This is a genomic window from Streptomyces sp. a15 (assembly GCF_059026085.1).
Genome location: NZ_JBWLKM010000007.1, coordinates 58,326 through 79,899, shown reverse-complemented (window position 1 = coordinate 79,899; position 21,574 = coordinate 58,326). Strand labels below are relative to the sequence as shown.

The following is a 21,574-nucleotide window of genomic DNA, read 5'->3' as shown; positions in this document are numbered from 1 at the left end:
ATGGCCGTGCTGGCTCCCGCACCGAGCTCCACCGCCCCTGTGCCCCACAAGAAGCGACGCGCCCGCGTTTCGCTGTCCGACCGGCGCACCCGCTTCGGACTGCTCAACGCCACACCCGTCGTCGTCTACCTCCTGATCCTCTTCGTCTACCCGATCTTCAGCACGCTGATGCTGAGCCTCAAGGGCGACAGCGGCGGCTTCACCCTGCACTGGTACGCCGACGCCTTCCGCGGCGCCAACCTGGAGATCCTGCTCACCACCCTGCGGATCTCCGCCGAGACCTCCCTGCTCGCCCTGGTCGTCGGCTTCACACTGGCCTCCGCGATCTCCCGGCTCAAGCCGCTGTGGGCCGGCCTCGCGATGCTCGTCGTGGTCGTCCCGCACTTCATCAGCGCGCTGGTGCGCACCTACGGCTGGATCATCCTGCTCGGTGACAACGGCGTCGTGAACAACACCCTGACGGACCTTCACTTCCCGGGCGCACCCTTCCAGATGCTCTACAACGAGATCGGCGTCGTCATCGGCACCACCGCCGTGATGCTGCCGTACACCGTGCTCCTGCTGTACGCGGTCATGAAGGGCATCGACCGCCGGCTCATGGCCGCCGCGGCCAGCATGGGCGCCGGACGGATCACCATCTTCCGTCGCGTCTACGTCCCCCTGGTGGCCCCCGGCCTGGTCAACGCGGGCGTCCTGTCCTTCATCCTGTGCCTCGGCTACTACCTCACCCCCGCCCTGATGGGCGGCGAGAAGCAGACGATGGTCGCCTCGCTCATCGACGAGCAGGTCATGAAGCAGAACGAGTGGAACGGTGCCTCGGCACTCGGCATCATCCTGCTGCTGCTCACCTTCGCCGGACTGCTGCTGCTCAGGCTGCTGAAGTCGGCCGGCGAGGCCCTTCGGAATCGGGGTACGGCGTCATGATCGAGCTCCGCTCCACCCTCGCCGGCCGCATCACCCTGGCGGTGCTGGCGACCCTGATCCTGGTGTTCCTGGCCCTGCCGATCGTCGTCATCGTCGTCACCTCCTTCGGCAAGGACGCCTTCGGCAACTTCCCGCCGGCCGCCTGGACGTTCGGCTGGTACAAGCAGCTGTTCGTCGAGGGCAGCAAGTGGCCGGCCGCGCTCTCCCTGAGCGCCCTGGTCGCCGCCATGACCACGGTCTTCTCGCTCGTGCTGGGCATGACCGCGGCCACGGCGCTGGTCCGCAGCGAACTGCCGCTGCGTTCGGCGGTCTACGGCCTGGTCCTCGCCCCGCTGGTGATTCCCCAAGTCGTCGTCGCTCTCGGCCTGTTCCTCCTCTTCGAGCCGGCCGCGATGCTCGGCAGCCCGATCGCCATCGCGCTGGGCCACACCGTGCTCGCCTCACCGATCGCCGTGATGATCCTCATGGCCACGCTGAAGGGCATCGACGAACGGCTGGAGGACGCGGCGGCCAGCATGGGCGCGAGCCGGCTGACCGTCTGGCGGCGGATCACCCTCCCGCTGGCCATGCCCGGCATGGTCGCCGCCGGCATCTTCTCCTTCATCACCAGCTTCGACGAGTTCTTCATCTCGCAGTTCCTGTCCTCCGTGGACACCACGACCCTGCCCGTGCAGGTGTTCAACGTCCTCCAGTACAACGTCGACCCGTCGGTGACCGCCGTCAGCGCGATCCTCATCGCGGTCGCCGTCGTGGCCCTCGCCCTGGTCGGAGTGGTCCGCAAGCTCAGCGGCTCCGGCAAGCAGGACGGCCTGCTGCCCGCAGAACCCGGACTGGGCCTGTCCGCCGGAAGTGAGACCGCATCATGACCACCAGCACCAGCACCAGCACCAGCACCAGCACCCGCACCAGCACCCGCACCCCCACCGGGGGCCTGTCCGCCACCGCGGCCAGACACCTCCTGCTCAACATGACTCCCAACGGCTCACTCGGCCCCGAGGGAGAGAACCTCTTCGTCGTCCAGCGCGGCGAGGGCCCGTACGTCGACGACGCCGACGGCCGGCGCTACATAGACGGCCTGTCCGGCCTGTACTGCTGCCAGCTCGGCTACTCCTACGCCCCCGAGTTCGCCGAAGCCGCCGACAAGCAGCTGCGCGAACTGTGCTTCAGCCCGCTGTGGTCCTCCTCCGCGCACCCCACGGCCATCGAACTCGCCGAACGGCTGTCCCGGATCGCCCCGGTCGACATCGAGGCCACCTTCTTCTCCGGCGGCGGGGCGGAGGCGGTGGAGACCGCTTGGAAGATCGCCCGCCGCTACCACGCCCTGCGCGGGGAACCGGGGCGGGTGAAGGCGATCTCCCGCCGTGGCGCCTACCACGGGCTGACCATCGGCGCCCTTTCCCTCACCGACGACCCCGGGCTGCGCGAGCCGTACGGCCCCGGCGCGATCGAGACCCGGTTCGTGTCCAACACCAACCGCTTCGGTCTCGCGCCCGAATATGTCGACGATGAGACGTACACCTCCCGGCTGCTCGCCGAGCTGGAGGCCGCGATCCTGGCCGAGGGCCCGGAGACGATCGCCATGCTGATCGCCGAGCCGGTCCAGAACCGCGGCGGCTGCATCACCCCGCCCGAGGGCTACTGGCCCGGCCTGCGAGCGCTCGCCGACCGTTACGGCTTCCTCCTCGTCGCCGACGAGGTCATCACCGCCTTCGGGCGGCTGGGGGAGTGGTTCGGCGGCGACCGCTACGGCGCCCGCCCCGACATCGTCACCGTCGCCAAGGGCATCACCGCCGGGTACGCCCCGATGGGGGCAACTCTCGTCAGCAACCGGGTAGTCGAGGTCATCAATCAGCCGGGCGTCGTCCTCAACCACGGCTACACCTTCGCCGGACACCCGCTCAGCGCGGCGATCGCCCTGCGCAGCCTGGAGATCATGGAGCGCGACCGGATCCTGGAGAACGTCCGCGGCCACCAGGACCACCTCGCGACACGCATGGCCTCCCTCGCCGACCTGCCGATCGTCGGCGACGTCCGCGGCGCCGGATTCTTCTACGCCCTCGAACTCGTCGGCGACCTCGACGGCGGCGGCTTCAGCGACACCGCCCGCGCCGACCTGATCGCCGACCTCATCCCGCGCCGACTGCGCGAGGCCGGCCTCCTGGCCCGCGTCTACAACCGCGCCGCCCCGCTGGTCCAGATCGCGCCCCCGCTGATCAGCGACCGGCACCTGCTCGACCGTATCGCCGACATCCTCGCGGAGACCCTCGACGAGGCGTCCACCCGCCTGTGACCCACGTCTGTGTACCCGCATTCGAAAGGAACCCTCTGATGTACTCCATCGGTCCGCTGACCGTCGCCCCCGGCGAGCGCGCCCAGGGCCTCATCCCGGTCGGCACCATCAGCTACGGCGTGGAGCTCGGCATTCCGCTGATCGTCGTCAACGGCGCCGAGCCCGGCCCGGTGCTGTGCGTGGACGCGGGCGTGCACGGCGACGAGTACGACGGCCAGGAGTCCATCCGCCGCGTCCTCGCCGAGGTCGACCCCGCCACCCTGCGCGGCACGCTGGTCGGCATCCCCTGCATGAACACCCCGGCCTTCGAGGCAGCCGCCCGCACCAGCGGCCTGGACTACCTCAACCTCAACCGGATCTTCCCCGGCGACGCGGACGGCTCGTACTCGCTGCGTCTGGCCGCCACCTTCGTCGAGCAGGTCGTCCCGGCCATCGACGCCCTCGTCGACCTGCACACCGGCGGCACCTTCGGCGAGATCGCCCCGCTGGTCATCCTCCAGGGCGGCTACGAGGAACTGGCCACGGACCTCGCCCTCGCCGCGGGACACGACCTGGTGTGGAAGGGCGGCAAGTGGGGCGGCACGGTCCGTCACCCCACCCTCGCTGCCGGAAAGCCCGCGATCACCATCGAGGCGGGCGGCGGCACCTACCGCGAGTCCAACGTCGAGCTGCACATCAAATCGATCCGCAACATCATGCGCCAGCTCGGCATGATCGACGGCGACGCGGAGCTGCGCGACACGTACACGACCGTCTCCGGGACCTTCGCCCGCTCCGCCGCCGGCGGCTTCTTTCTCGGCCACGCCGAGCCGGGGGAGACCTGCAAGGAAGGCGACCTGATCGCCCACATCGTCGACCACTACGGCAACACGCTCGAAGAAGTCCGCGCCCCCCAGGACGGCGTCGTGCTGTGGGTGCGCCGGATCCGCACCGTGCGCCCCGGTGACGAGGTCGTCATCTTCGGCGAGGTGCAGGGAGAGATCCGGCCATGACCATCGACACGCAGTCGCTGCTCGTGGACGGCAAGCAGGTCCCGGCCGCCGACGGGCGCACCTTCACCGTCCTCGACCCGTCGGACGGGACGGCCATCGCCCAGGTGGCGCTGGCCGGGGCGGCCGACGTGGACCAGGCGGTGGCGGCGGCCAGGGCGGCCTTCACCGCGCCCGAGTGGGCCCGGATGCGCGCCGCCGACCGGGGCAAGGTCCTCTACCGGATCGCCGAGGCCATCCGCTACCAGGGCGAACGTCTGGCCCGCCTGGAAAGCCAGGACGTCGGCAAGCCGCTCAGCCAGGCCAAGGCCGATGTCGAGGCCGCCGCCCGCTACTTCGAGTTCTACGCGGGCATCGCCGACAAGCTCGGCGGCACGACCATCCCCCTCGGGCCCGGTCTGATCGACTACACGGTCCGCGAGCCGATCGGTGTCTCCGGGCAGATCATCCCGTTCAACTACCCGCTCCAGAACACCGCGAGGGGCTCCGCCCCGGCGCTGGCCGCCGGCTGCACGGTGGTGCTCAAGCCCTCCCCGGAGGCGCCGCTCACCCCGCTGGAGATCGGCAGGATCGCCCTTGAATGCGGCCTGCCGCCAGGGGTGTTGAACGTGGTTCCCGGCGACGGCGAGACGGGCGCCGCCCTCGCCGGTCACCCGGGCATCGACCAGGTCACCTTCACCGGTTCGGTGCCGACCGGCATCAAGGTCGCTCAGGCGGCGGCCGCCAACGTGGTGCCCTCCGTAACGGAGTTGGGCGGCAAGTCACCCTTCGTCGTCTTCGCCGACGCCGACTTCGACCTGGCGCTGAAGGCGATCCTGGGCGCGTCGTTCAGCAACGCCGGGCAGATGTGCTCGGCGGGCACCAGGCTGCTTCTCCAGCGCGGCGCCGAGGACTTCCTGGACCGGCTGACGGAGAAGATCGCCACCCTGCGCGTCGGCCCCGGCCTCACGGACCCGGACATCGGTCCGCTGGTCGCCGCCCGGCAGCGCGACCGGGTCCTGGGCTACCTGGACCTCGCCCGACAGGAGGGCGCGACGGTCCGTGTCGGCGGCGGCGCCCCGTCCGATCCCGCCCTGGCCGACGGCTACTACGTCGAGCCGACCGTCCTCACCGGCCTGACCAATCAGTCCCGGTGTGCCCGCGAGGAGATCTTCGGCCCCGTCGTCACGGTCATCGACTTCGACGACGCCGACGAGGCCCTGGACATCGCCAACGACAGCCCGTACGGCCTGTCCTCCTACGTCTGGACCCGCGACATCGACAAGGCGATGCGCCTGGCCGAGGGCATCCGGGCCGGGCAGGTCTACGTCAACGCCACCGGCGTCGGCACCGGCGTCGAACTTCCCTTCGGCGGCTACAAGCACAGTGGCTGGGGCCGGGAGAAGGGCCTCGAAGCGCTGGCGAGTTATACGCAGACCAAGAACGTCTGCATCGGATTCGGGAGCCGGTCATGAGGTATCGCACGCTCGGTGCGCGCGGGCCGGTCGTCTCGGTGGTCGGCGTCGGCGGCAACAACTTCGGCTCCCGCCTCGACGAGGACGGCACCAAGGCCGTCGTCCACGCGGCCCTCGACGCCGGCGTCACCCTGTTCGACACCGCCGACATGTACGGCGGGTTCGGGGAGAGCGGCGGCGCGCGCGGCGACGGTGAACGGCTCCTCGGCGCCGCCCTCAAGGGACACCGGGACGGGGTCCTGCTGGCCACCAAGTTCGGCATGGAGATGGGCCGGGAGGCCGATCTGTACGGCCCGCGCGGCGCCCGGGGCTACATCCGGTACGCCGTGGAGGCGTCGCTGCGCCGCCTGGGAACCGACCGGATCGACCTGTTCCAGTACCACGAGCCGGACGGCGTCACCCCGCTCGACGAGACGATCGCCGCTCTGCGGGAACTGGTCGACGAGGGCAAGATCGGGTACATCGGCTGCTCCAACCTCCCGGTCGAGGACCTGTCCGATGCCTTCGTGTCGACCCAGGCCCGCTACCACCTGCTGGACCGCGGCGTGGAGAACGACCTGATCCCCGCCTGCCTGCGCAGCGGCATCGGCCTGCTCCCGTACTACCCGCTGGCCAACGGCCTGCTCAGCGGCAAGTACCGGCGCGGCGAGCAGCCCCCGGCCGGCAGCCGCCTGTCCTGGCGGCAGGGCTGGCTCACCGACGAGGCCCTCGACCGTGTCGAAGCGCTCACCGCGTACGGCGCCGAGCGCGGCCTGACCCTCCTCCAGGTCGCGGTGGGCGGACTGGCGGCCCTGCCCGCCGTCGGCTCCGTCATCTGCGGCGCCATGACCCCCGAACAGGTCACCGCCAACGCGGCGGCCGCCGACTGGATCCCCGACGCGGCCGACCTGGCCGCCCTCGACGCGATCGTCACCCCCGGCGAACGCGTCGTCTAGAGCTCTCAACCCCTCCTGAAAACCCTCGAATCGGAGCCAAGAACCATGCGAGAGATCGTCACCTTCGACGCCTACGGCACCCTGGTCGACTTCCAGCTCGGCCCCACCACCCTGAAGGTCCTGGAGGACCGGCTGGACCTGGACAACCTGGACGTCGACGAGTTCCTCGACGACTTCCGCGTCATGCGCTTCCAGGCCGTCCTGGAGGCGTACCGCCCCTACCACGAGATCCTGCACTCCAGCCTGCGGATGGCCATGCGCCTGCACGGCCTGGAGTACCGCACCTCGGACGGCGACGCCCTCGTCGAGGCCGTCCCCACCTTCGGCCCCTTCCCCGAGGTCCCGGACGCCCTGCGCGCGCTGAAGAGCAAGTACGAGATCGCCATCATCACCAACAGCGACGACAACCTCATCGCGCGGAACGTCGAGAACATCGGCGTCGAGTTCGACTACGTCATCACCGCCGAGCAGGCGGGCGCGTACAAGCCGGACCGGCAGACCTTCGAGCACGCGTTCAAGACCATGGGCGTCGAGCCGTCCCAGGTCATCCACACCGCACAGGGATGGGAGTACGACCACATCCCGACCCGCGACCTGGGCCTCAAGCGCCGCGTGTGGATCAACCGCTACGGCCGCCCCGGCAGCGCCGACTACCAGCCCTACGACGTGCTGCCGGACCTGTCGGGTCTGCCGGCACTGCTCGGCTGCTGAGACCACCCAGACGTTTGTGAGGACGCACGCCATGAAGCAGATCCCCTACTGGCTCGACACCGCCCCCGCCCTGCCCGACCGGTCCGGCAAGGACCTGCCCGACGAGGCGGACCTGGTGGTCATCGGCGGCGGTCTCACCGGCCTGTCCACCGCCTACCACGCCGCCCGCAAGGGCGCCCGGGTCGTCCTCGTCGAGAAGGACAAGGTCGGCTCTGGCGCCTCCGGGCGCAACGGCAGCATGTGCACCCAGGGCATCACCATCGGTGTCGGCGAGGCCCGCAAGCGCTTCGGCCAGGAGCGCGCCCGAGAGCTGTACGACGTGTTCCGCGAGGCGGTCGACGTCGTCGAGGACATCACCCGCACCGAGAAGATCGACTGCGACTTCGACCGCGCCGGCCGCCTGGGCGTGGCGTACAAGCCGCAGCACTTCGAGGCGATGAAGGCCACCCAGCGCGACCTGGCCGAGAACTTCGACCACGAGACGCAGCTCCTGAGCCGCGGCGATCTGAAGTCGGAACTCGGCTCGGACTACTACCACGGCGCCCTGCTCGACCCGCTCAGCGCCGCCCTGCACGTGGGCAAGTACGTCCACGGCCTGGCGGAGGCCGCCGAACGCGCCGGAGCCGAGATCCACGAGCGCAACGCCGCCACCGGTCTGACCCGCCTGTCCGGCGGCGGGTTCGACGTGGAGACGCTGCACGGCACCATCCGCGCCAAGCAGGTCATGGCCGCCACCGACGCCTACACCGACAAGGCGCTGCCCTGGTTCCGCAAGCGGCTGATCAACGTGGGCAGCTTCATCATCGTCACCGAACCGCTCGGTGAGGCGCGCGCCCGCGAACTCATCCCCAACGGCCGCCTCGTGGTCGACTCCAAGAACATCGGCCACTACCTCCGTCTCACCCCGGACAACCGCCTCGCCTTCGGCGGCCGGGCCCGCTTCGCCCCGTCCAACCCCGCCTCCGATGTCAAGAGCGGGGACATCCTGAAGCGGGAGATGGTGGAGGTCTTCCCGCAGCTGGCCGACGTGCGGATCGACTACGTGTGGGGCGGCATGGTCGGCTTCTCCTGGGACCGCCTGCCGCACGCGGGCGAGGCCGAGGGGGCCAAGGGCCTGTACTACTCCATGGGTTACTGCGGCCACGGCGTCCAGATGGCGACCTACATGGGCCGGGCGGTCGCCGAGATGATGGACGGCAAGCCGGAGGCCAACCCCCTGCGCGACCTCGGCTTCCCCAAAGTCCCCGTCCCCTTCTACAACGGCACCCCCTGGTTCCTGCCGTTCGGCGGCGCCTACTACAAGGCCAAGGACCGGCTGCGCTGACCCGTGCCGGCAGCGGCGACACCGCGGGGGCCTGCCGCGACGTGGTCGTGGAAGGCCCCGCGGGTACCGGGACAGCGAGATCCCTCCCCGCTCCCGCACCTCACGTACACGCGTCTGAGCCCACGTGTCCCCAGTCCGAACCCGCTCCAGGCGAAGGTCCGGTTGAGGACCGTGCCGTACGACAGGCCGCTGGTGGCGACGAATTCGTCGACCGTCGCACCGGACTCGTACTGCTTGCGCAGGGACTCAGGGCCAATTCGCCGTGGACAGACGCCCTGGACAAGTACCTGACGATGGAGAAGACCGGCTGCTTCCAGAAGAACCGTTCCTAGGGACTGAGCGGGAGCGAGTCCTGTTGCCTGGTCTCATGCTCGGCCGAACGCCCCGGACGGTGTTGGGCGTTCTGGTTGCCCGCGTTCGCTCCGCGTCCGGGCGGCACGGATCGTGTCCGTGGTCCGTGGTCCGTGGTCCGTGGTCCGGGGATGCGGGGGCGGGGTTCCTCACGCCCAGGGACGCCTGGTCGGGCCTGGCCCGCGAACAGTGAGGCGACCCTGCGCCTTCCGGCCGTCTCCGCCGATGCGGTGCGGGAAGGACGCACTCCGTTGGCGCGAGCGGACGGGGTGCGTTTCCTCGGCCACGCGGACGGGGTGTCGTCCTACCGGATCCCGTCCGGCACGTACCACCTGACCGTTCGGCTCCGCTGACCGACGGACACACCGGCTGCGGTACACGTAGAGGTACCGCAACCGGTTCAGCCGACCGGGCATCTCACCCCGTAGCCACCCATACCGATTTCGCTACAAGTTCCGAAATTATTCGTGACAGCCCCGTGCATATGGCCGAAATGCATCGCTCATAGCTTCGCTCCTGGGTCCGTCGGACCGAAAACGCTACTTCCCCCTGAAATCCCAGGAGCCCAAGGTGCCCAACCTCTCCAGACGCGGTGCCCTGAAGCTGACCGTCGGCATGGCCGTCCTCGGCACCCTCGGCCTGACGGGCTGCGGGCGCGAGGACGACACCGCCGCCGCGAAAGCCTCCGCCAAGCCGATCGATGACTCCCCGGCCACCGGCACCGTCACCGTCTGGGCCGCCCAGGGCGACGCGGACGTGCTCGAGAAGGTCATCAAGCCCTTCAAGGCCGCGAACCCGGACGTCACCGTGAAGGTCACGCTGATCCCGAACGCCGAGTACTACACCAAGCTCCAGTCGGCTGTCGCGGCGGGCAAGGGGCCCGATGTCGCCCAGTTCTTCCCCGAGTCGCAGGCGCAGTTCCTCGACCCGTCGATCCTCCGGGCCGTGCCGGACGGCCTCGTCGACCCGGACGGCTTCTTCAAGAGCCTGTGGGACGCGGGCGTGGTCGACGACGTGGCCTACACCGTGCCCTGGTACGCCTACACGTACGCCCTCGTCTACCGCGCCGACCTGGCGAAGAAGGCAGGTGTCGAGGCGCCGACGACGTGGGACGAGATGGTGCCGTTCTTCAAGGCCCTCCAGGGCGCCGGTGCCAAGCGCGGCCTGGGGGCCGACAACGGGTGGGACATCTTCAACGGCCAGGACGTCGCGATGTACGCCTGGCAGGCCGGCGGCTCGCTGCTCTCCTCGGATGGGACCTGGACACTCGACACGCCGGCGATGGTCGACGCGCTGAAGTACAACGCGTCGTTCTTCACCTCGGGCATCGCCGACACCGCGACGCCCACGTTCCTCGACGCGCAGCCGTACTTCGTCAGTGGCAAGACCGCCACGATGATCACCGGTCCGTGGGTGATCGGGCAGCTCGACACCGCCGCGAAGAAGGACGGCTGGACGGCGTCCCATGTGGCCACCGCACCCCTGCCGGCCGGGTCCTCGGGCAGCGTCTCCTTCTCCGCCGGCGGCAGCTGGGGTGTCCTCGCGGGCAGCGGTGACGCGGACGCGTCGTGGAAGCTCGTCCGGTACATGGCGCAGCCGAGCACCCAGGTCGCCCAGTACCAGGCGTACAGCTCGCTCCCGGCGGTCATCTCGGCCTGGGAGGACCCCGCCATCAAGGGCCAGCCGCTGCTCGACGCCTTCCTCGCGCAGCTGAAGAACACCCGGACCTTCCCGCAGGTCAGCACCTGGCAGCAGGTCGCGACCCGGATCGGCAAGGAGACGGAAGCCGTGGTCAAGGGCACGTCGAGCGCCGAGAAGGCCGCCGCGAACATCCAGTCGTACGCCGAAAGCCTCGGCACGGGCGCGAAGTGAGCCGCCCATGACCACCACCACGCCTGCTGCGGGCACTCGGCAGCGCACCCGGCGGCGCACCCGTCATACGGCCGTCGCCTGGCTGTTCCTCACGCCGTTCGCCCTGGTGTTCCTGCTCTACACGGCCGTCCCGACCGTCGCCGCGCTCGGCTTCAGCTTCACCGACCTGCGGGGCACGGACCTCAGGCACCCGCTCGCGGTCGACTTCACCGGCCTGGACAACTTCGTCCGGCTGTTCCAGGACGAGAGCTTCCTGCGCGACATCCTGAACACCGCCCTGTTCGTGGCCGTCGGCGTGCCGCTGACCATGGTGATCGGCTTCGGGCTGGCCGTCGCGCTGAACTCCGGCATCCGCCGACTGCGCGGCACCTTCCGTACGCTCTTCTTCGCGCCGGTCGTCACCAACGTGGTGGCGGTCGCCCTGATCTGGCAGTACGCCTTCTACGCCGACGGCACCGTCAACAAGGCGCTCGGCGCCGTCGGCCTCGCCGGACCGAACTGGCTGGACGACCCGGACCTCGCCATGCCCGTGGTCATCCTGCTCGGCGTGTGGCGCAACTTCGGTACCGCGATGGTGCTGTTCCTCGCCGGGCTGCAGGCCATTCCGGACGACGTGTACGAGGCCGCCGCGCTCGACGGGGCGGGATGGTGGCGGCAGTTGCGGCACATCACCCTGCCGCTGCTGCTGCCGACCACCCTGATGGTGTCGGTGCTGCTGACCGTGTTCTACCTCCAGGTCTTCGACGAGCCGTACCTGCTCACGGACGGCGGCCCGCTGGGCTCCACCGAGTCCGTGGCGCTGTACACCTACCACCAGTTCGGGGCCGGCGAGTTCGGGATGTCCTCGGCCGCGTCCTTCGTGATGCTCGTCCTGGTGGCCGTGGTGAGTCTTGTCCAGTTCCGACTGCTGAGGCCCCGCGCATGACCGCTCTCGCCGCGTTGCGGAACACCGCAACCACCACCGACCGCCTTGCCCCGCCCCGCCGGTCCGTCGCCCGGCCGCTGCTGTACGCCGCGCTGGTGCTGTGCGCCCTGCTCACGACGCTCCCGTTCTTCTGGGTGGTCAGCGGCTCGCTGCGCAGCCTCGACGAGATCCGCTCCGACCCCGGCGCCTGGCTCCCCCAGCAGGTCACCTTCGACAACTTCCTGCGGCTGTTCAGGACGGAGGGTTTCGGCCAGTTCATGGTCAACAGCGTCGTGGTCGCGGTCATCGTGGTGGCGGGCAACATCGTCGCGGCGTCGGCCGCCGGGTACGCCCTCGCCAAGCTCGACTTCGCGGGCAGGCGGATCGCGTTCGGCGCGGTCATGGCGGCGATGATGGTGCCGTTCACCGCGGTGTTCGTCACCCAGTTCGTGATCACCGTCGACCTCGGCCTGGCGGACACCCTCACCGGTATCGCCCTGCCCGGCGTGGCGATGCCGCTGTCCGTCTTCATCATGCGGCAGTACGCGTCGTCGATCCCCGACGAACTCCTCGAAGCGGCCCGGATCGACGGCGCGGGCGAGTTCCGGATCTTCTTCCGGATCTTTCTTCCGCTGGCGGGCCCCGCCGTCGCGACGATCACGATCATGTCGTTCCTCGCCTCGTGGAACAACTTCATCTGGCCGCTCATCGTCGCCCAGAGCATGTCCACCTACACGCTGCCGGTGGGCCTGGCCGCCACCAGCCAGGCGGCCGCCCACGTCACGGACTACGGCCTGCTGCTCGCCGGTGCGATCGTCGTGATGCTGCCGGTGCTGCTGCTCTTCCTGTTCCTGCAGCGCTACTTCGTGCAGGGGATCTCCGGAACGGGAATGCGGTGACCGAGATGCACTCCCTCGACGCACCCGGAGAGCCGGACGCCGTGCACGCCCCCGCCGGCACGATCGTCGGCCTGCGCGACGGCCGGACCCGCCGCTTCCTCGGTATCCCCTTCGCCCAACCGCCCACGGGCGCACGGCGGTTCGCCGCACCGGTCCCACGCGGCCGGTTCCGGCAGCCGTACGACGCGTCCCGGCACGGCCCCACCTACCAGCGCGTGCCCCTGTTCGCCACGACCACCGTGCCGGAACCGTCGGTCCCGGGCGACGACGTGCTGAACCTCGGCGTCGTCGCCCCGGCCGCGGACGACGACCGGGGGCCCTTCCCGGTCCTGGTGTGGATCCACGGCGGTGCGTTCCTCGCGGGGAGCCCGGCCAGCCCGTGGTACGACGGCCGGGCCTTCGCCCGTGACGGCGTCGTCTGCGTCACCGTCGGCTACCGTCTCGGCGTCGACGGCTTCGCCGTACTGGACGACGTCCCCACCAACCTAGGGCTGCGGGACCTGCTGCTCGCCCTCGACTGGGTGCGGGAGAACATCGCGGCCTTCGGCGGAGATCCGGACCGGGTCACCGTCGCCGGCCAGTCGGCCGGGGGAGCGGCGGTGCTCGCGCTGCTCTCCTCGCCCGCCCGCGACGGCCGCTTCCACCGCGCGGTCAGCCTGTCCGGCGGCTTCTTCGAGGCGGGCGCCGTACCTGACTTCCTCGACGAACTCGGGGACAGACTCGGCGTTCCCGCAACCCGCGCCGGGTTCGGGGGCCGCACCGTGGAGGAACTCCAGCGGGCTGTGCTCGACCTGCGGAACGAGAGGGGCGACGGCGACCCGCTCGTACTCGCCCCGTTCGTCGGCGACGACATCCTGCCGGTGCCGGTCGCCGACGGACTCGCCGCGCACGGGCACGACGTACCGCTGCTGCTCGGGGCGACGGGGGACGAGTTCGACAGCGGCGCCGATTCGTCCGACGAAGGCCGCCTGGCCGGAACCCGCCGCACGGACACCCTGTTCCGCGCCGCCTGCCCGCGCGCCGCGGCCGCCCGTCGTGACGCCGCCGCCGGCACCTGGCTGTATTCCTTCGAGTGGCCCTCGCCCGTGCTCGGCGGCGCCGCGCACTGCGTCGACATCCCGTACTTCTTCGACGTACTCGACGCACCGGGAGTCGCCCAGGCACTCGGCCCGAACCCGCCCCGCGAACTGGCCACGTCGATGCACGCCGACCTGACCGCGTTCGTCCACGGCCGGGAACCGGCCTGGGCGCGGGCGACCGGGACGCCCGGTGACCCGGCGCGCGAGTACGGTCGGCCCGGCGCGGCACTCGTGGCCGACACCACGGGCGTGTTCGATCCCGTCGTACGGCCGGGGTCAGGGCAAGGGTCCGAGGCGGCGGGGGCGTGCTGATGTCAGGGATGAACCAGAGCGCCGTCCGACGCGTCAACACCTCGGTCATCCTGCGCGCCCTGGCGGTGTCCGCCGGGCCGACGACGCTGACCGCGCTCGCCGAGCAGGCCGGCCTGTCTCGCCGCACCATCGAACTCATCCTGGACTCGCTCGTCGAGGCCGGCTGGGTGGCGGAACTGGACCGGGTGCCGGTCAGCGGTTCCGCCGGGCGCCCCGCCCGACGCTACGAACTGCGCGCAGAACACGCCCTGTTGGCGGCCGTATGCATCACCACCTCGGACGCGACCGCGGTCGTCGCCGACGTACGCGGCCGCATCCTCGGCCGGGCGCACGGGCCGCTGCGCGCCTACCAGGACCCACAGGTCACCCTCGACGACGCGGCGGCACTGGTCCTTGAGGCGCTCGACGACGCGGGCGGATCGGCGGACCGGCTGCGCGCGGGCGCGGTCGCGAGCGGCGGCGCGATCGACGACGAGGGAGTCGTACGGCGCCTGGTGCACACGACCCGCTGGGAAGGCGTGCACCTGCCCGAGGAACTCAGCCGGCGCATCCCGATGCCCTGGTTCGCGGACAACGACACCAACCTCGGTGCGCTCGCGGAGCGTTGGCGGGGCGTGGCCGACGATCACGACAATGTCGTCTGGGCGATTCTCGGCAATCGCACCGGTCTCGGCATCCTCATCCGGGGCGCCGTGCACCGCGGTCTCGACGGCGCGGCGGGCGAGATCGTCGAGGCGCGGTCGATACCGACGGCCTCGGTCGAGAACCACCCGGTGGCCTGGCTGAGCTCACCGGAACCCGCCCAACGGGCCGTCGCCCTCGCCCGCTGCGAGGCCGCCCGGGCGGGTGAGCCGGCCGCGCTCGCGGAGGTCGACGAGTTCGTGGAGAACATCGCGTCGATCCTCACCATCCTGTCGTGGACGGTCGCGCCCTCGCTCATCGTGCTCGGCGGCGGTCTGGAGAACGCGGCCGACGTGCTGCTGCCCCGGGTGCGGGAGGCGATGCTCGACGCCCGCGCCCCCGAGACAGAGCTGCGGGCCACTCGCCTGGGCCGTGACGCGGCCCTCGTCGGCGCCGTCAAGCTGGCCCTCGACCGCATGGACACCCAGCTGTTCGGCCCGCTCGTCCCGCGCGCGTGACACCAACGCCCCCCCACCTCCCCGCACCCGTGGCACAACACATGGAGTCTCACCTTGACCGACACCCCCCGCACCGACGTCCTCATCGTGGGCAGCGGCATCATGGGATCCGTCGTGGCCCGGCAGCTGCGCGAGGGCGACCCGGCGCTGCACATCACGATGGTGGACGGCGGCAGCGCGATCGGCGAGGCCCCCGGACTGCACCTGCACGACCTCGACGACCCGGACCTGTGGGCGCGCTACAACGAACAGGTCGCCACCGGCATCCAGGGCATGTACACCGGCGCCGAGGTGGTGCGCGAGGTCGCGGGCGACCTGACCGACCTGACGCCCGGCATGTTCCACGCCCTGGCCCTCGGCGAGGACGCCGAGGCGATGCCCGCGACGGCGCTCGCGTGGAACGCGGGCGGCATGGGCGTCCACTGGACCGCCGCCACGCCCTGGCCCGCCGGGCACGAGGTGTTCGACTTCGGCGACCCGGCCCGCTGGGCGGCGGACCTCGCCACCGCGCACCGGATCCTCGCCGTCACCCCCGCCGCGATCGGCCCGACCGAGGTCGGCCGCACGGTGCTCGACGTCCTGCGCCGACGCTTCGACGGCGTGGGACCGCACGACCGGGGGCCGCAGCCGATGCCCATGGCCGTCACCCCGACGCCGTCGGGCCCCATGCCCCGCACGGCTCCGGGGACGATCTTCCCCGCCCTCGCGACCGGCGGCGACCCGGCCTTCACCCTGGTGACCGGGACGCTCGCGACCTCGCTCCTGGTCTCGGACCACCGTGTCGCCGGCGCCCGGCTGCGCCGCGTCGCCGACGGCGCCGAGTCCGAACTCCTCGCCGACACCGTGGTGGTGTGCGCCGACGCGCTGCGCACCCCGCAACTGCTGTTCGCCTCGGGCATACGGCCCCACGCGCTGGGCCGCCACCTCAACGAGCACGCCTTCGTCACCGCCCGGGTCCTGCTCGACCTCGACCGCTTCGGCATCGACGTCGACGCCCTGCCCCTGCCACGCCCCGGCGAGTTCAGCACGGACTCGCTCTGGCTGCCGCAGAACGGGACGGCACAGCCGTTCCACGGTCAGATCATGAACCGCACCTACGTGGACGAGGGCAGCCGGCCCCTCGCCCACTCGGTGGGCCTCTCCCTGTACGTCCCCGTCGAGTCGCGCCCCGAGAACCGGCTCGTGTTCTCCGAGACCGGGACCGATCTCGCCGGGATGCCCCGGATCACCGTCGACTTCGGCTACTCCGACGCCGACCGTGCCCTGATCGGCCGGGCACTGGACGACGTACGGTCGCTGGCCGAGGAGTTCGGGCCCTTCGACCCCGCGACCGAGAGCGCCCTGCTCCCGCCCGGCTCGTCGCTGCACCAGACCGGCACCGTCCGCTGCGGCACCGCCGACGACGGCACCAGCGTGTGCGACCCGGACGGCAGGGTGTGGGGCTACGACAACCTCTACCTCGCCGGCAACGGCGTGATCCCCACCGCGATGGCCGCCAACGTCACCCTGACCGGCACGGTGACCGCCGTCCGGGCCGCCCGTGCCGTAGCCGTACGCAACACCGCGCTCGCCGCCCACTGACAGGAACCCCATCATGATCGACATCGCCAAGCGGTACCAGGTGGCCCTGCCGGCCTGGATCGACGACGCACTGGCCGACGTGCCCGCCGCCGTTCCCGACCGCGACGACCGCATGCGCCTCGTGCACCGCCTCGCCGACCGCAACTGGCGCGAGGGCAACGGCGGCCCGTTCGCGGCCCTCGTCGCCGAGCGGGCCAGCGGCCGGATCGTCTCGGTCGGCGTGAACGTCGTCCTCGCCTCCGGCATCTCCAGCGCCCACGCCGAGGTCGTCGCGCTCGGCCTCGCGCAGACGGCGACCGGGGGCTGGGACCTCGGCGGTGACGGGCTGCCCGCGCACGAACTGGTCGTCAACTGGCGTCCCTGTATCCAGTGTTACGGCGCCACCCTGTGGTCCGGCGTGCGCGGACTCGTGGTCGCCGGCGAGGGCCCGGAGCTGGAGGAGATCACCACCTTCGACGAGGGCCCGCTCGGCGCCGACTGGGCCGGACAGTTCGAGGCACGCGGCATCGAGGTCGTGCAGGACGTGCTCCGGGACGAGGCGCTCACCGTGTTCCGCGCCTACCGCAAGGCCGTTGACTCCGCCGACGGCATCGTCGTCTACAACGCCCGCGGAGGTGCCGAATGACGCCCCGTTTCGCCACCGACATCATCACCTTCTACCACCCGGACTTCTGGGGCCTCGAGTCCGCGGACGCCGTGCGGGACTGGGCCGCGGCGAACCCGGAACGCTTCTGGGAGCGGGTCATGCACGCCCTGGTCGACGCCGGAGTCACCGGCATCGAGCTGACCTTCGCCCCCGGCGACCTCGACTCCGCCCTGCGGGCCTTCGGCAGCGCGGCCGCGTTCCGCGCCGAGCTCGCGAGCCGGGGCCTGTCCGTGGTCAGCGCCTTCATCGCCGGCAGCGACGCCCCCGACTGGCGGCAGGTCGAGAACCTGCCCGCGATCGTCGCCGACGCCGAACGCCGCGCGGCCTTCCTCTCCGACGTCGGGGCGGGCCTCCTCGTCGCCGGCCTGCCCATGCGGACGACGTACGGGACCCGTCCGCCCTTCTTCGTCGACGCCGCCTACATGACCCGCATGGCCGACATCGCGCACGCGGTCGGCGAGGCGGTGGCCCGGCACGGTGTGCGGCTCGCCTTCCACACGGAGTCCAACAGCACCCTCTGGTACGAGCGGGACATCGACCTGTTCATGACCCTCACCGACCCGCGCTACGTGTGGCTGTGCCCCGACTCCTGCCACATCGCCCTCGGCGGAGGAGACCCCGTCGCCGTGGCACGCCGCCACACCCCGCGCATCGCGCTGGCGCACTGGAAGGACGCGGTCAGGCCGATCGACGTCGAACTCACCATCGACGACACGGTCTTCGCCCAGCAGCAGCCCTACATGACCGCACTGGGCACGGGCATCGTGGACTGGAAGGGCTGGGCCGACGCGATGTCCCGCACGCCCGGCGCCGGAACGGTACTCGTCGAACTGGACGAAGCGGCCGACCCCGTGGCCGCGCTGCGGGCGGGCAAGGCCGTGGCGCAGCGGTGGGCCTCAGCGCCGTAGCTCCGTGTGGGCCGTCTCCGGCAGGCGCAGATACACCAGCGACGACCCGAGGCAGAGCACGGCGACGTACCAGGGGAAGAGCCCGGTGTGCCCCAACTCCCGTGGACAGTGAGGTGTGGGTCTCCGTCGTGATCGCGAACCTGCCCTCACTCCGGCCCCGAGCACCCCACGTACCGACGACTTTCACATGAGCGCCATCGCACCCTTCCCTGACGTTTGGTGCTCCTGGAACACTCTTTTCGCGCGCATTCCGTCACCATCCGGCCGGTCGAACAACTTTCCAGGCGAGAGGTCCCTCAGCCATGTCCGAAGTCAACCGGCGCAGATTCCTCCAACTCGCGGGTGCCACCACGGCCTTCACCGCGCTCTCGGCCAGCATCGAGCGCGCCGCCGCACTGCCCGCGAACCACCGAACGGGATCGATCGAGGACGTCGAGCACATCGTCGTCCTGATGCAGGAGAACCGTTCCTTCGATCACTACTTCGGCAGGCTGAGGGGCGTCCGCGGCTTCGGCGACCCGCGTCCGGTCACGCTCGACAACGGCAAGTCGATATGGCACCAGCCGGACGGCACCAAGGAGGTGCTGCCCTTCCACCCGGACGCCGACGACCTCGGCATGCAGTTCCTGGAAGGCCTGCCGCACGGCTGGACCGACGGGCAGGCCGCCTACAACGGGGGCAAGTACGACAAGTGGGTGCCCGCCAAGGGCACCACGACCATGGCGTACCTGGACCGCGAGGACATCCCCTTCCACTACGCGCTCGCCGACACCTTCACCGTCTGCGACGCCTACCACTGCTCGTTCATCGGCTCGACCGACCCGAACCGCTACTACATGTGGTCGGGCTACACGGGCAACGACGGTCAGGGCGGCGGCCCGGTCCTCGGCAACGACGAGCTCGGCTACGGCTGGACGACCTACCCGGAGCGGCTGGAGAAGGCCGGGATCTCCTGGAAGATCTACCAGGACACCGGCGACGGCCTCGACGCGAAGGGCAGCTGGGGCTGGATCGAGGACGCCTACCGCGGCAACTACGGCGACAACTCGCTGCTCTACTTCAACACCTACCGGGGCGCCGAGCCCGGCGACCCGCTCTACGACAAGGCCCGCACCGGCACCGACGTCAAGAACGGCGACGGCTACTTCGACCGGCTGAAGGCGGACGTCAAGGCCGACCGGCTGCCGCAGATCTCCTGGATCGCCGCTCCCGAGGCCTTCTCCGAGCACTCCAACTGGCCCTCGAACTACGGCGCCTGGTACATCTCGCAGGTCCTCGACGCGCTCACCGCCAACCCGGCGGTGTGGGCGAAGACGGCCCTGTTCATCACATACGACGAGAACGACGGCTTCTTCGACCACGTGGTGCCGCCGCTGCCGCCGGCGTCCGCCGCGCAGGGCAAGTCCACGGTCGACGTCTCCCTCGACGTCTACCCCGGTGACAGCAAGCGCCCGGCCGGCCCCTACGGCCTGGGCCCGCGCGTGCCGATGCTGGTCGTCTCGCCGTGGAGCAAGGGCGGTTACGTCTGCTCCGAGACCCTCGACCACACCTCGATCCTCCGGTTCATGGAGCGCCGCTTCGGCGTCCGCGAGCCGAACATCTCGCCCTGGCGGCGCGCGGTCTGCGGCGACCTGACGTCCGCGTTCGACTTCTCCCGCAAGGACACCAGGCCGGCCGCGCTGCCGGACACCGACGGCTACGAGCCGCCGGACCGCGAGCGACACCCCGACTACAGCCCGACGCCCCCGGCGGACCCGGACATGCCCGTGCAGGAGCGCGGCCTGCGCCCGGCCCGCCCGCTGAAGTACGCCCCGCTCGTGCACGGTTCGGCGGACGTGAGGGCCGGCACGTACACGCTCACCTTCGCCTCGGGGGCAAAGGCGGGTGCCGCCTTCCACGTCACCTCCGGCAACCGCACCGACGGCCCGTGGACGTACACCACCGAGGCCGGCAAGAGCATCGCCGACACCTGGAACTCGGCGTACTCGAACGGCTCCTACGACCTGGCCGTGCACGGCCCGAACGGCTTCCTGCGCGTCTTCAAGGGCCCGAACAAGAACGCAGGACCCGAGGTCACCGCCCGCCACACCGGCGACGACATCGAGCTGACCTTCACCAACAAGGGCTCCGGCACGGCCCGGTTGAAGGTCACCAGCGGATACGGCGACCGGGACAGGACCTTCACCGTGCGCGCCGGAGCCACCGTGAGGCACACCTTCGACCTCACGGCGAGCAGGCGCTGGTACGACCTGACCGTCACGTCCGAGGCGGACCCGGCGTTTCTGCGAAGGTTCGCGGGACATGTGGAGAACGGGCGTCCGGGGGTGAGCGACCCGGCCGTCATGACTGGGTAAAGCCTTCCCGAGGGTAAAGATCCGGTCTGGTCAGGGACCGGGACGCTCGGGATAGTGTGCCTCGGTGACCACGCAATCGAACACACCTGCAGGCTGGTACCCGGATCCGCACGGAGCGGCCCAGACGCTCCGTTACTGGGACGGCGCGCAGTGGACCGAGCACACGAACCCGAACCAGCAGGCCCAGGCGGCGCCGCAGATGCCGCCGCAGCCGGCCGGCCCGGACCAGCGCGTCCAGCATCAGGTGCAGCAGCAGGCCGGGGTCGCGGCGGGCGGCCCCGGCGGCGGCAGCCTGTTCAGCGAGCCCGTCCTGGTGGTGAACCAGAAGGCCAAGCTGATCGAGCTGACCAATGAGTACAAGGTCATGGACCAGAGCGGCAACCAGCTCGGCTCGGTCGTGCAGGTCGGGCAGAGCGCGCTGAAGAAGGCCGTACGCTTCGTCGCCAGCGTCGACCAGTTCATGACGCACAAGCTGGAGATCCGCGACGCCCACGGCCGGCCCGTGCTGCTGCTGACCCGGCCAGCGAAGTTCCTCAAGTCGCGGGTGGTCGTCACGCGTCCGGACGGTCAGCCGGTCGGTGAGATCGTCCAGCAGAACATGATCGGCAAGATCAACTTCGCGATGAACGTGGACGGCCGGCAGGTCGGCGCGATCAAGGCGGAGAACTGGCGGGCGTGGAACTTCGCGATCGTCGACCACACCGACAAGGAGGTCGCCCGGATCACCAAGACCTGGGAAGGCCTCGCCAAGACGATGTTCACCACCGCGGACAACTACGTCCTGCAGATCCACTACCAGCTGCCCGAGCCGCTGCTGAGCCTGGTCGTGGCGACGGCGCTGACCGTCGACACGGCGCTCAAGCAGGACTCGCGGGGACTCGGCTGAGCCCCGTCACGGCGGC

Annotated in this window: 18 protein-coding genes; all 18 read left to right on the top strand. The window is 70.6% G+C overall.

Features of this window, described 5'->3' with window-relative positions; genetic code table 11:
• Positions 1-924: an ABC transporter permease gene (locus AC5P09_RS10500; protein ID WP_493873586.1), complete on the top strand. Its 924-nt coding sequence runs from the start codon at positions 1-3 to the stop codon at positions 922-924.
• The gene (locus AC5P09_RS10495; protein ID WP_493873585.1) at positions 921-1,790 is read left to right on the top strand and encodes an ABC transporter permease; all 870 of its coding nucleotides are present in this window, start codon (positions 921-923) and stop codon (positions 1,788-1,790) included. The genes AC5P09_RS10500 and AC5P09_RS10495 overlap by 4 nt, the downstream gene beginning before the upstream one ends.
• Positions 1,787-3,214, top strand: coding sequence for an aminotransferase class III-fold pyridoxal phosphate-dependent enzyme (locus AC5P09_RS10490; RefSeq protein ID WP_493873584.1), 1,428 nt, complete (start codon positions 1,787-1,789; stop codon positions 3,212-3,214). Before AC5P09_RS10495 ends, AC5P09_RS10490 begins: the two co-directional genes overlap by 4 nt.
• A gap of 38 nt (positions 3,215-3,252) precedes the next feature.
• A complete protein-coding gene (locus AC5P09_RS10485) occupies positions 3,253-4,206 on the top strand; it encodes a succinylglutamate desuccinylase/aspartoacylase family protein (protein ID WP_493873583.1) in 954 nt (317 codons plus the stop codon).
• Complete coding sequence (locus AC5P09_RS10480; RefSeq protein ID WP_493873582.1) at positions 4,203-5,657, top strand: aldehyde dehydrogenase family protein; 1,455 nt, start codon at positions 4,203-4,205, stop codon at positions 5,655-5,657. The genes AC5P09_RS10485 and AC5P09_RS10480 overlap by 4 nt, the downstream gene beginning before the upstream one ends.
• Positions 5,654-6,592, top strand: a complete 939-nt coding sequence (locus tag AC5P09_RS10475; RefSeq protein WP_493873581.1) for an aldo/keto reductase — start codon at positions 5,654-5,656, stop codon at positions 6,590-6,592. The genes AC5P09_RS10480 and AC5P09_RS10475 overlap by 4 nt, the downstream gene beginning before the upstream one ends.
• A 45-nt stretch (positions 6,593-6,637) precedes the next feature.
• Positions 6,638-7,303, top strand: coding sequence for a haloacid dehalogenase type II (locus AC5P09_RS10470; protein WP_493873580.1), 666 nt, complete (start codon positions 6,638-6,640; stop codon positions 7,301-7,303).
• 31 nt (positions 7,304-7,334) lie between these two features.
• Complete coding sequence (locus AC5P09_RS10465) at positions 7,335-8,627, top strand: NAD(P)/FAD-dependent oxidoreductase (protein ID WP_493873579.1); 1,293 nt, start codon at positions 7,335-7,337, stop codon at positions 8,625-8,627.
• A 921-nt stretch (positions 8,628-9,548) separates the two neighbouring features.
• A complete protein-coding gene (locus AC5P09_RS10460) occupies positions 9,549-10,850 on the top strand; it encodes an extracellular solute-binding protein (RefSeq protein WP_493873578.1) in 1,302 nt (433 codons plus the stop codon).
• Positions 10,851-10,857: 7 nt separating this feature from the next.
• Positions 10,858-11,775 carry a carbohydrate ABC transporter permease gene (locus AC5P09_RS10455; protein WP_493873577.1) on the top strand — a complete coding sequence of 306 codons (918 nt, stop codon included), beginning with the start codon at positions 10,858-10,860 and terminating at the stop codon, positions 11,773-11,775.
• Positions 11,772-12,653: a carbohydrate ABC transporter permease gene (locus tag AC5P09_RS10450; protein ID WP_493873576.1), complete on the top strand. Its 882-nt coding sequence runs from the start codon at positions 11,772-11,774 to the stop codon at positions 12,651-12,653. The genes AC5P09_RS10455 and AC5P09_RS10450 overlap by 4 nt, the downstream gene beginning before the upstream one ends.
• 5 nt (positions 12,654-12,658) lie before the next feature.
• On the top strand, positions 12,659-14,044 hold the full coding sequence (locus tag AC5P09_RS10445; RefSeq protein WP_493873694.1) for a carboxylesterase family protein: 1,386 nt from the start codon (positions 12,659-12,661) through the stop codon (positions 14,042-14,044).
• An 8-nt stretch (positions 14,045-14,052) separates the two neighbouring features.
• Entirely contained in the window at positions 14,053-15,183 is a 1,131-nt protein-coding gene (locus AC5P09_RS10440; protein WP_493873575.1) for an ROK family transcriptional regulator, read from the top strand.
• Between the two features lie 54 nt (positions 15,184-15,237).
• On the top strand, positions 15,238-16,764 hold the full coding sequence (locus tag AC5P09_RS10435; protein ID WP_493873574.1) for a GMC oxidoreductase: 1,527 nt from the start codon (positions 15,238-15,240) through the stop codon (positions 16,762-16,764).
• A gap of 13 nt (positions 16,765-16,777) precedes the next feature.
• Entirely contained in the window at positions 16,778-17,389 is a 612-nt protein-coding gene (locus AC5P09_RS10430) for a tRNA-specific adenosine deaminase (RefSeq protein ID WP_493873573.1), read from the top strand.
• On the top strand, positions 17,386-18,318 hold the full coding sequence (locus AC5P09_RS10425) for a sugar phosphate isomerase/epimerase family protein (protein ID WP_493873572.1): 933 nt from the start codon (positions 17,386-17,388) through the stop codon (positions 18,316-18,318). Before AC5P09_RS10430 ends, AC5P09_RS10425 begins: the two co-directional genes overlap by 4 nt.
• A 302-nt stretch (positions 18,319-18,620) precedes the next feature.
• Entirely contained in the window at positions 18,621-20,672 is a 2,052-nt protein-coding gene (locus AC5P09_RS10420) for a phosphocholine-specific phospholipase C (RefSeq protein ID WP_493873571.1), read from the top strand.
• A 64-nt stretch (positions 20,673-20,736) separates the two neighbouring features.
• Positions 20,737-21,558 (top strand): LURP-one-related family protein, encoded by an 822-nt coding sequence (locus AC5P09_RS10415; protein WP_493873570.1) that lies wholly within the window; start codon positions 20,737-20,739, stop codon positions 21,556-21,558.
• Positions 21,559-21,574: the final 16 nt, after the last annotated feature.

Excerpts from the sequence above, each read along its gene's own strand:
- AC5P09_RS10500 (WP_493873586.1), top strand. The coding sequence starts at position 1 with ATGGCCGTGCTGGCTCCCGCACCGAGCTCCACCGCCCCTGTGCCCCAC.
- AC5P09_RS10495 (WP_493873585.1), top strand. The coding sequence starts at position 921 with ATGATCGAGCTCCGCTCCACCCTCGCCGGCCGCATCACCCTGGCGGTG.
- AC5P09_RS10490 (WP_493873584.1), top strand. The coding sequence starts at position 1,787 with ATGACCACCAGCACCAGCACCAGCACCAGCACCAGCACCCGCACCAGC.
- AC5P09_RS10485 (WP_493873583.1), top strand. The coding sequence starts at position 3,253 with ATGTACTCCATCGGTCCGCTGACCGTCGCCCCCGGCGAGCGCGCCCAG.
- AC5P09_RS10480 (WP_493873582.1), top strand. The coding sequence starts at position 4,203 with ATGACCATCGACACGCAGTCGCTGCTCGTGGACGGCAAGCAGGTCCCG.
- AC5P09_RS10475 (WP_493873581.1), top strand. The coding sequence starts at position 5,654 with ATGAGGTATCGCACGCTCGGTGCGCGCGGGCCGGTCGTCTCGGTGGTC.
- AC5P09_RS10470 (WP_493873580.1), top strand. The coding sequence starts at position 6,638 with ATGCGAGAGATCGTCACCTTCGACGCCTACGGCACCCTGGTCGACTTC.
- AC5P09_RS10465 (WP_493873579.1), top strand. The coding sequence starts at position 7,335 with ATGAAGCAGATCCCCTACTGGCTCGACACCGCCCCCGCCCTGCCCGAC.
- AC5P09_RS10455 (WP_493873577.1), top strand. The coding sequence starts at position 10,858 with ATGACCACCACCACGCCTGCTGCGGGCACTCGGCAGCGCACCCGGCGG.
- AC5P09_RS10450 (WP_493873576.1), top strand. The coding sequence starts at position 11,772 with ATGACCGCTCTCGCCGCGTTGCGGAACACCGCAACCACCACCGACCGC.
- AC5P09_RS10445 (WP_493873694.1), top strand. The coding sequence starts at position 12,659 with ATGCACTCCCTCGACGCACCCGGAGAGCCGGACGCCGTGCACGCCCCC.
- AC5P09_RS10440 (WP_493873575.1), top strand. The coding sequence starts at position 14,053 with ATGAACCAGAGCGCCGTCCGACGCGTCAACACCTCGGTCATCCTGCGC.
- AC5P09_RS10430 (WP_493873573.1), top strand. The coding sequence starts at position 16,778 with ATGATCGACATCGCCAAGCGGTACCAGGTGGCCCTGCCGGCCTGGATC.
- AC5P09_RS10425 (WP_493873572.1), top strand. The coding sequence starts at position 17,386 with ATGACGCCCCGTTTCGCCACCGACATCATCACCTTCTACCACCCGGAC.
- AC5P09_RS10420 (WP_493873571.1), top strand. The coding sequence starts at position 18,621 with ATGTCCGAAGTCAACCGGCGCAGATTCCTCCAACTCGCGGGTGCCACC.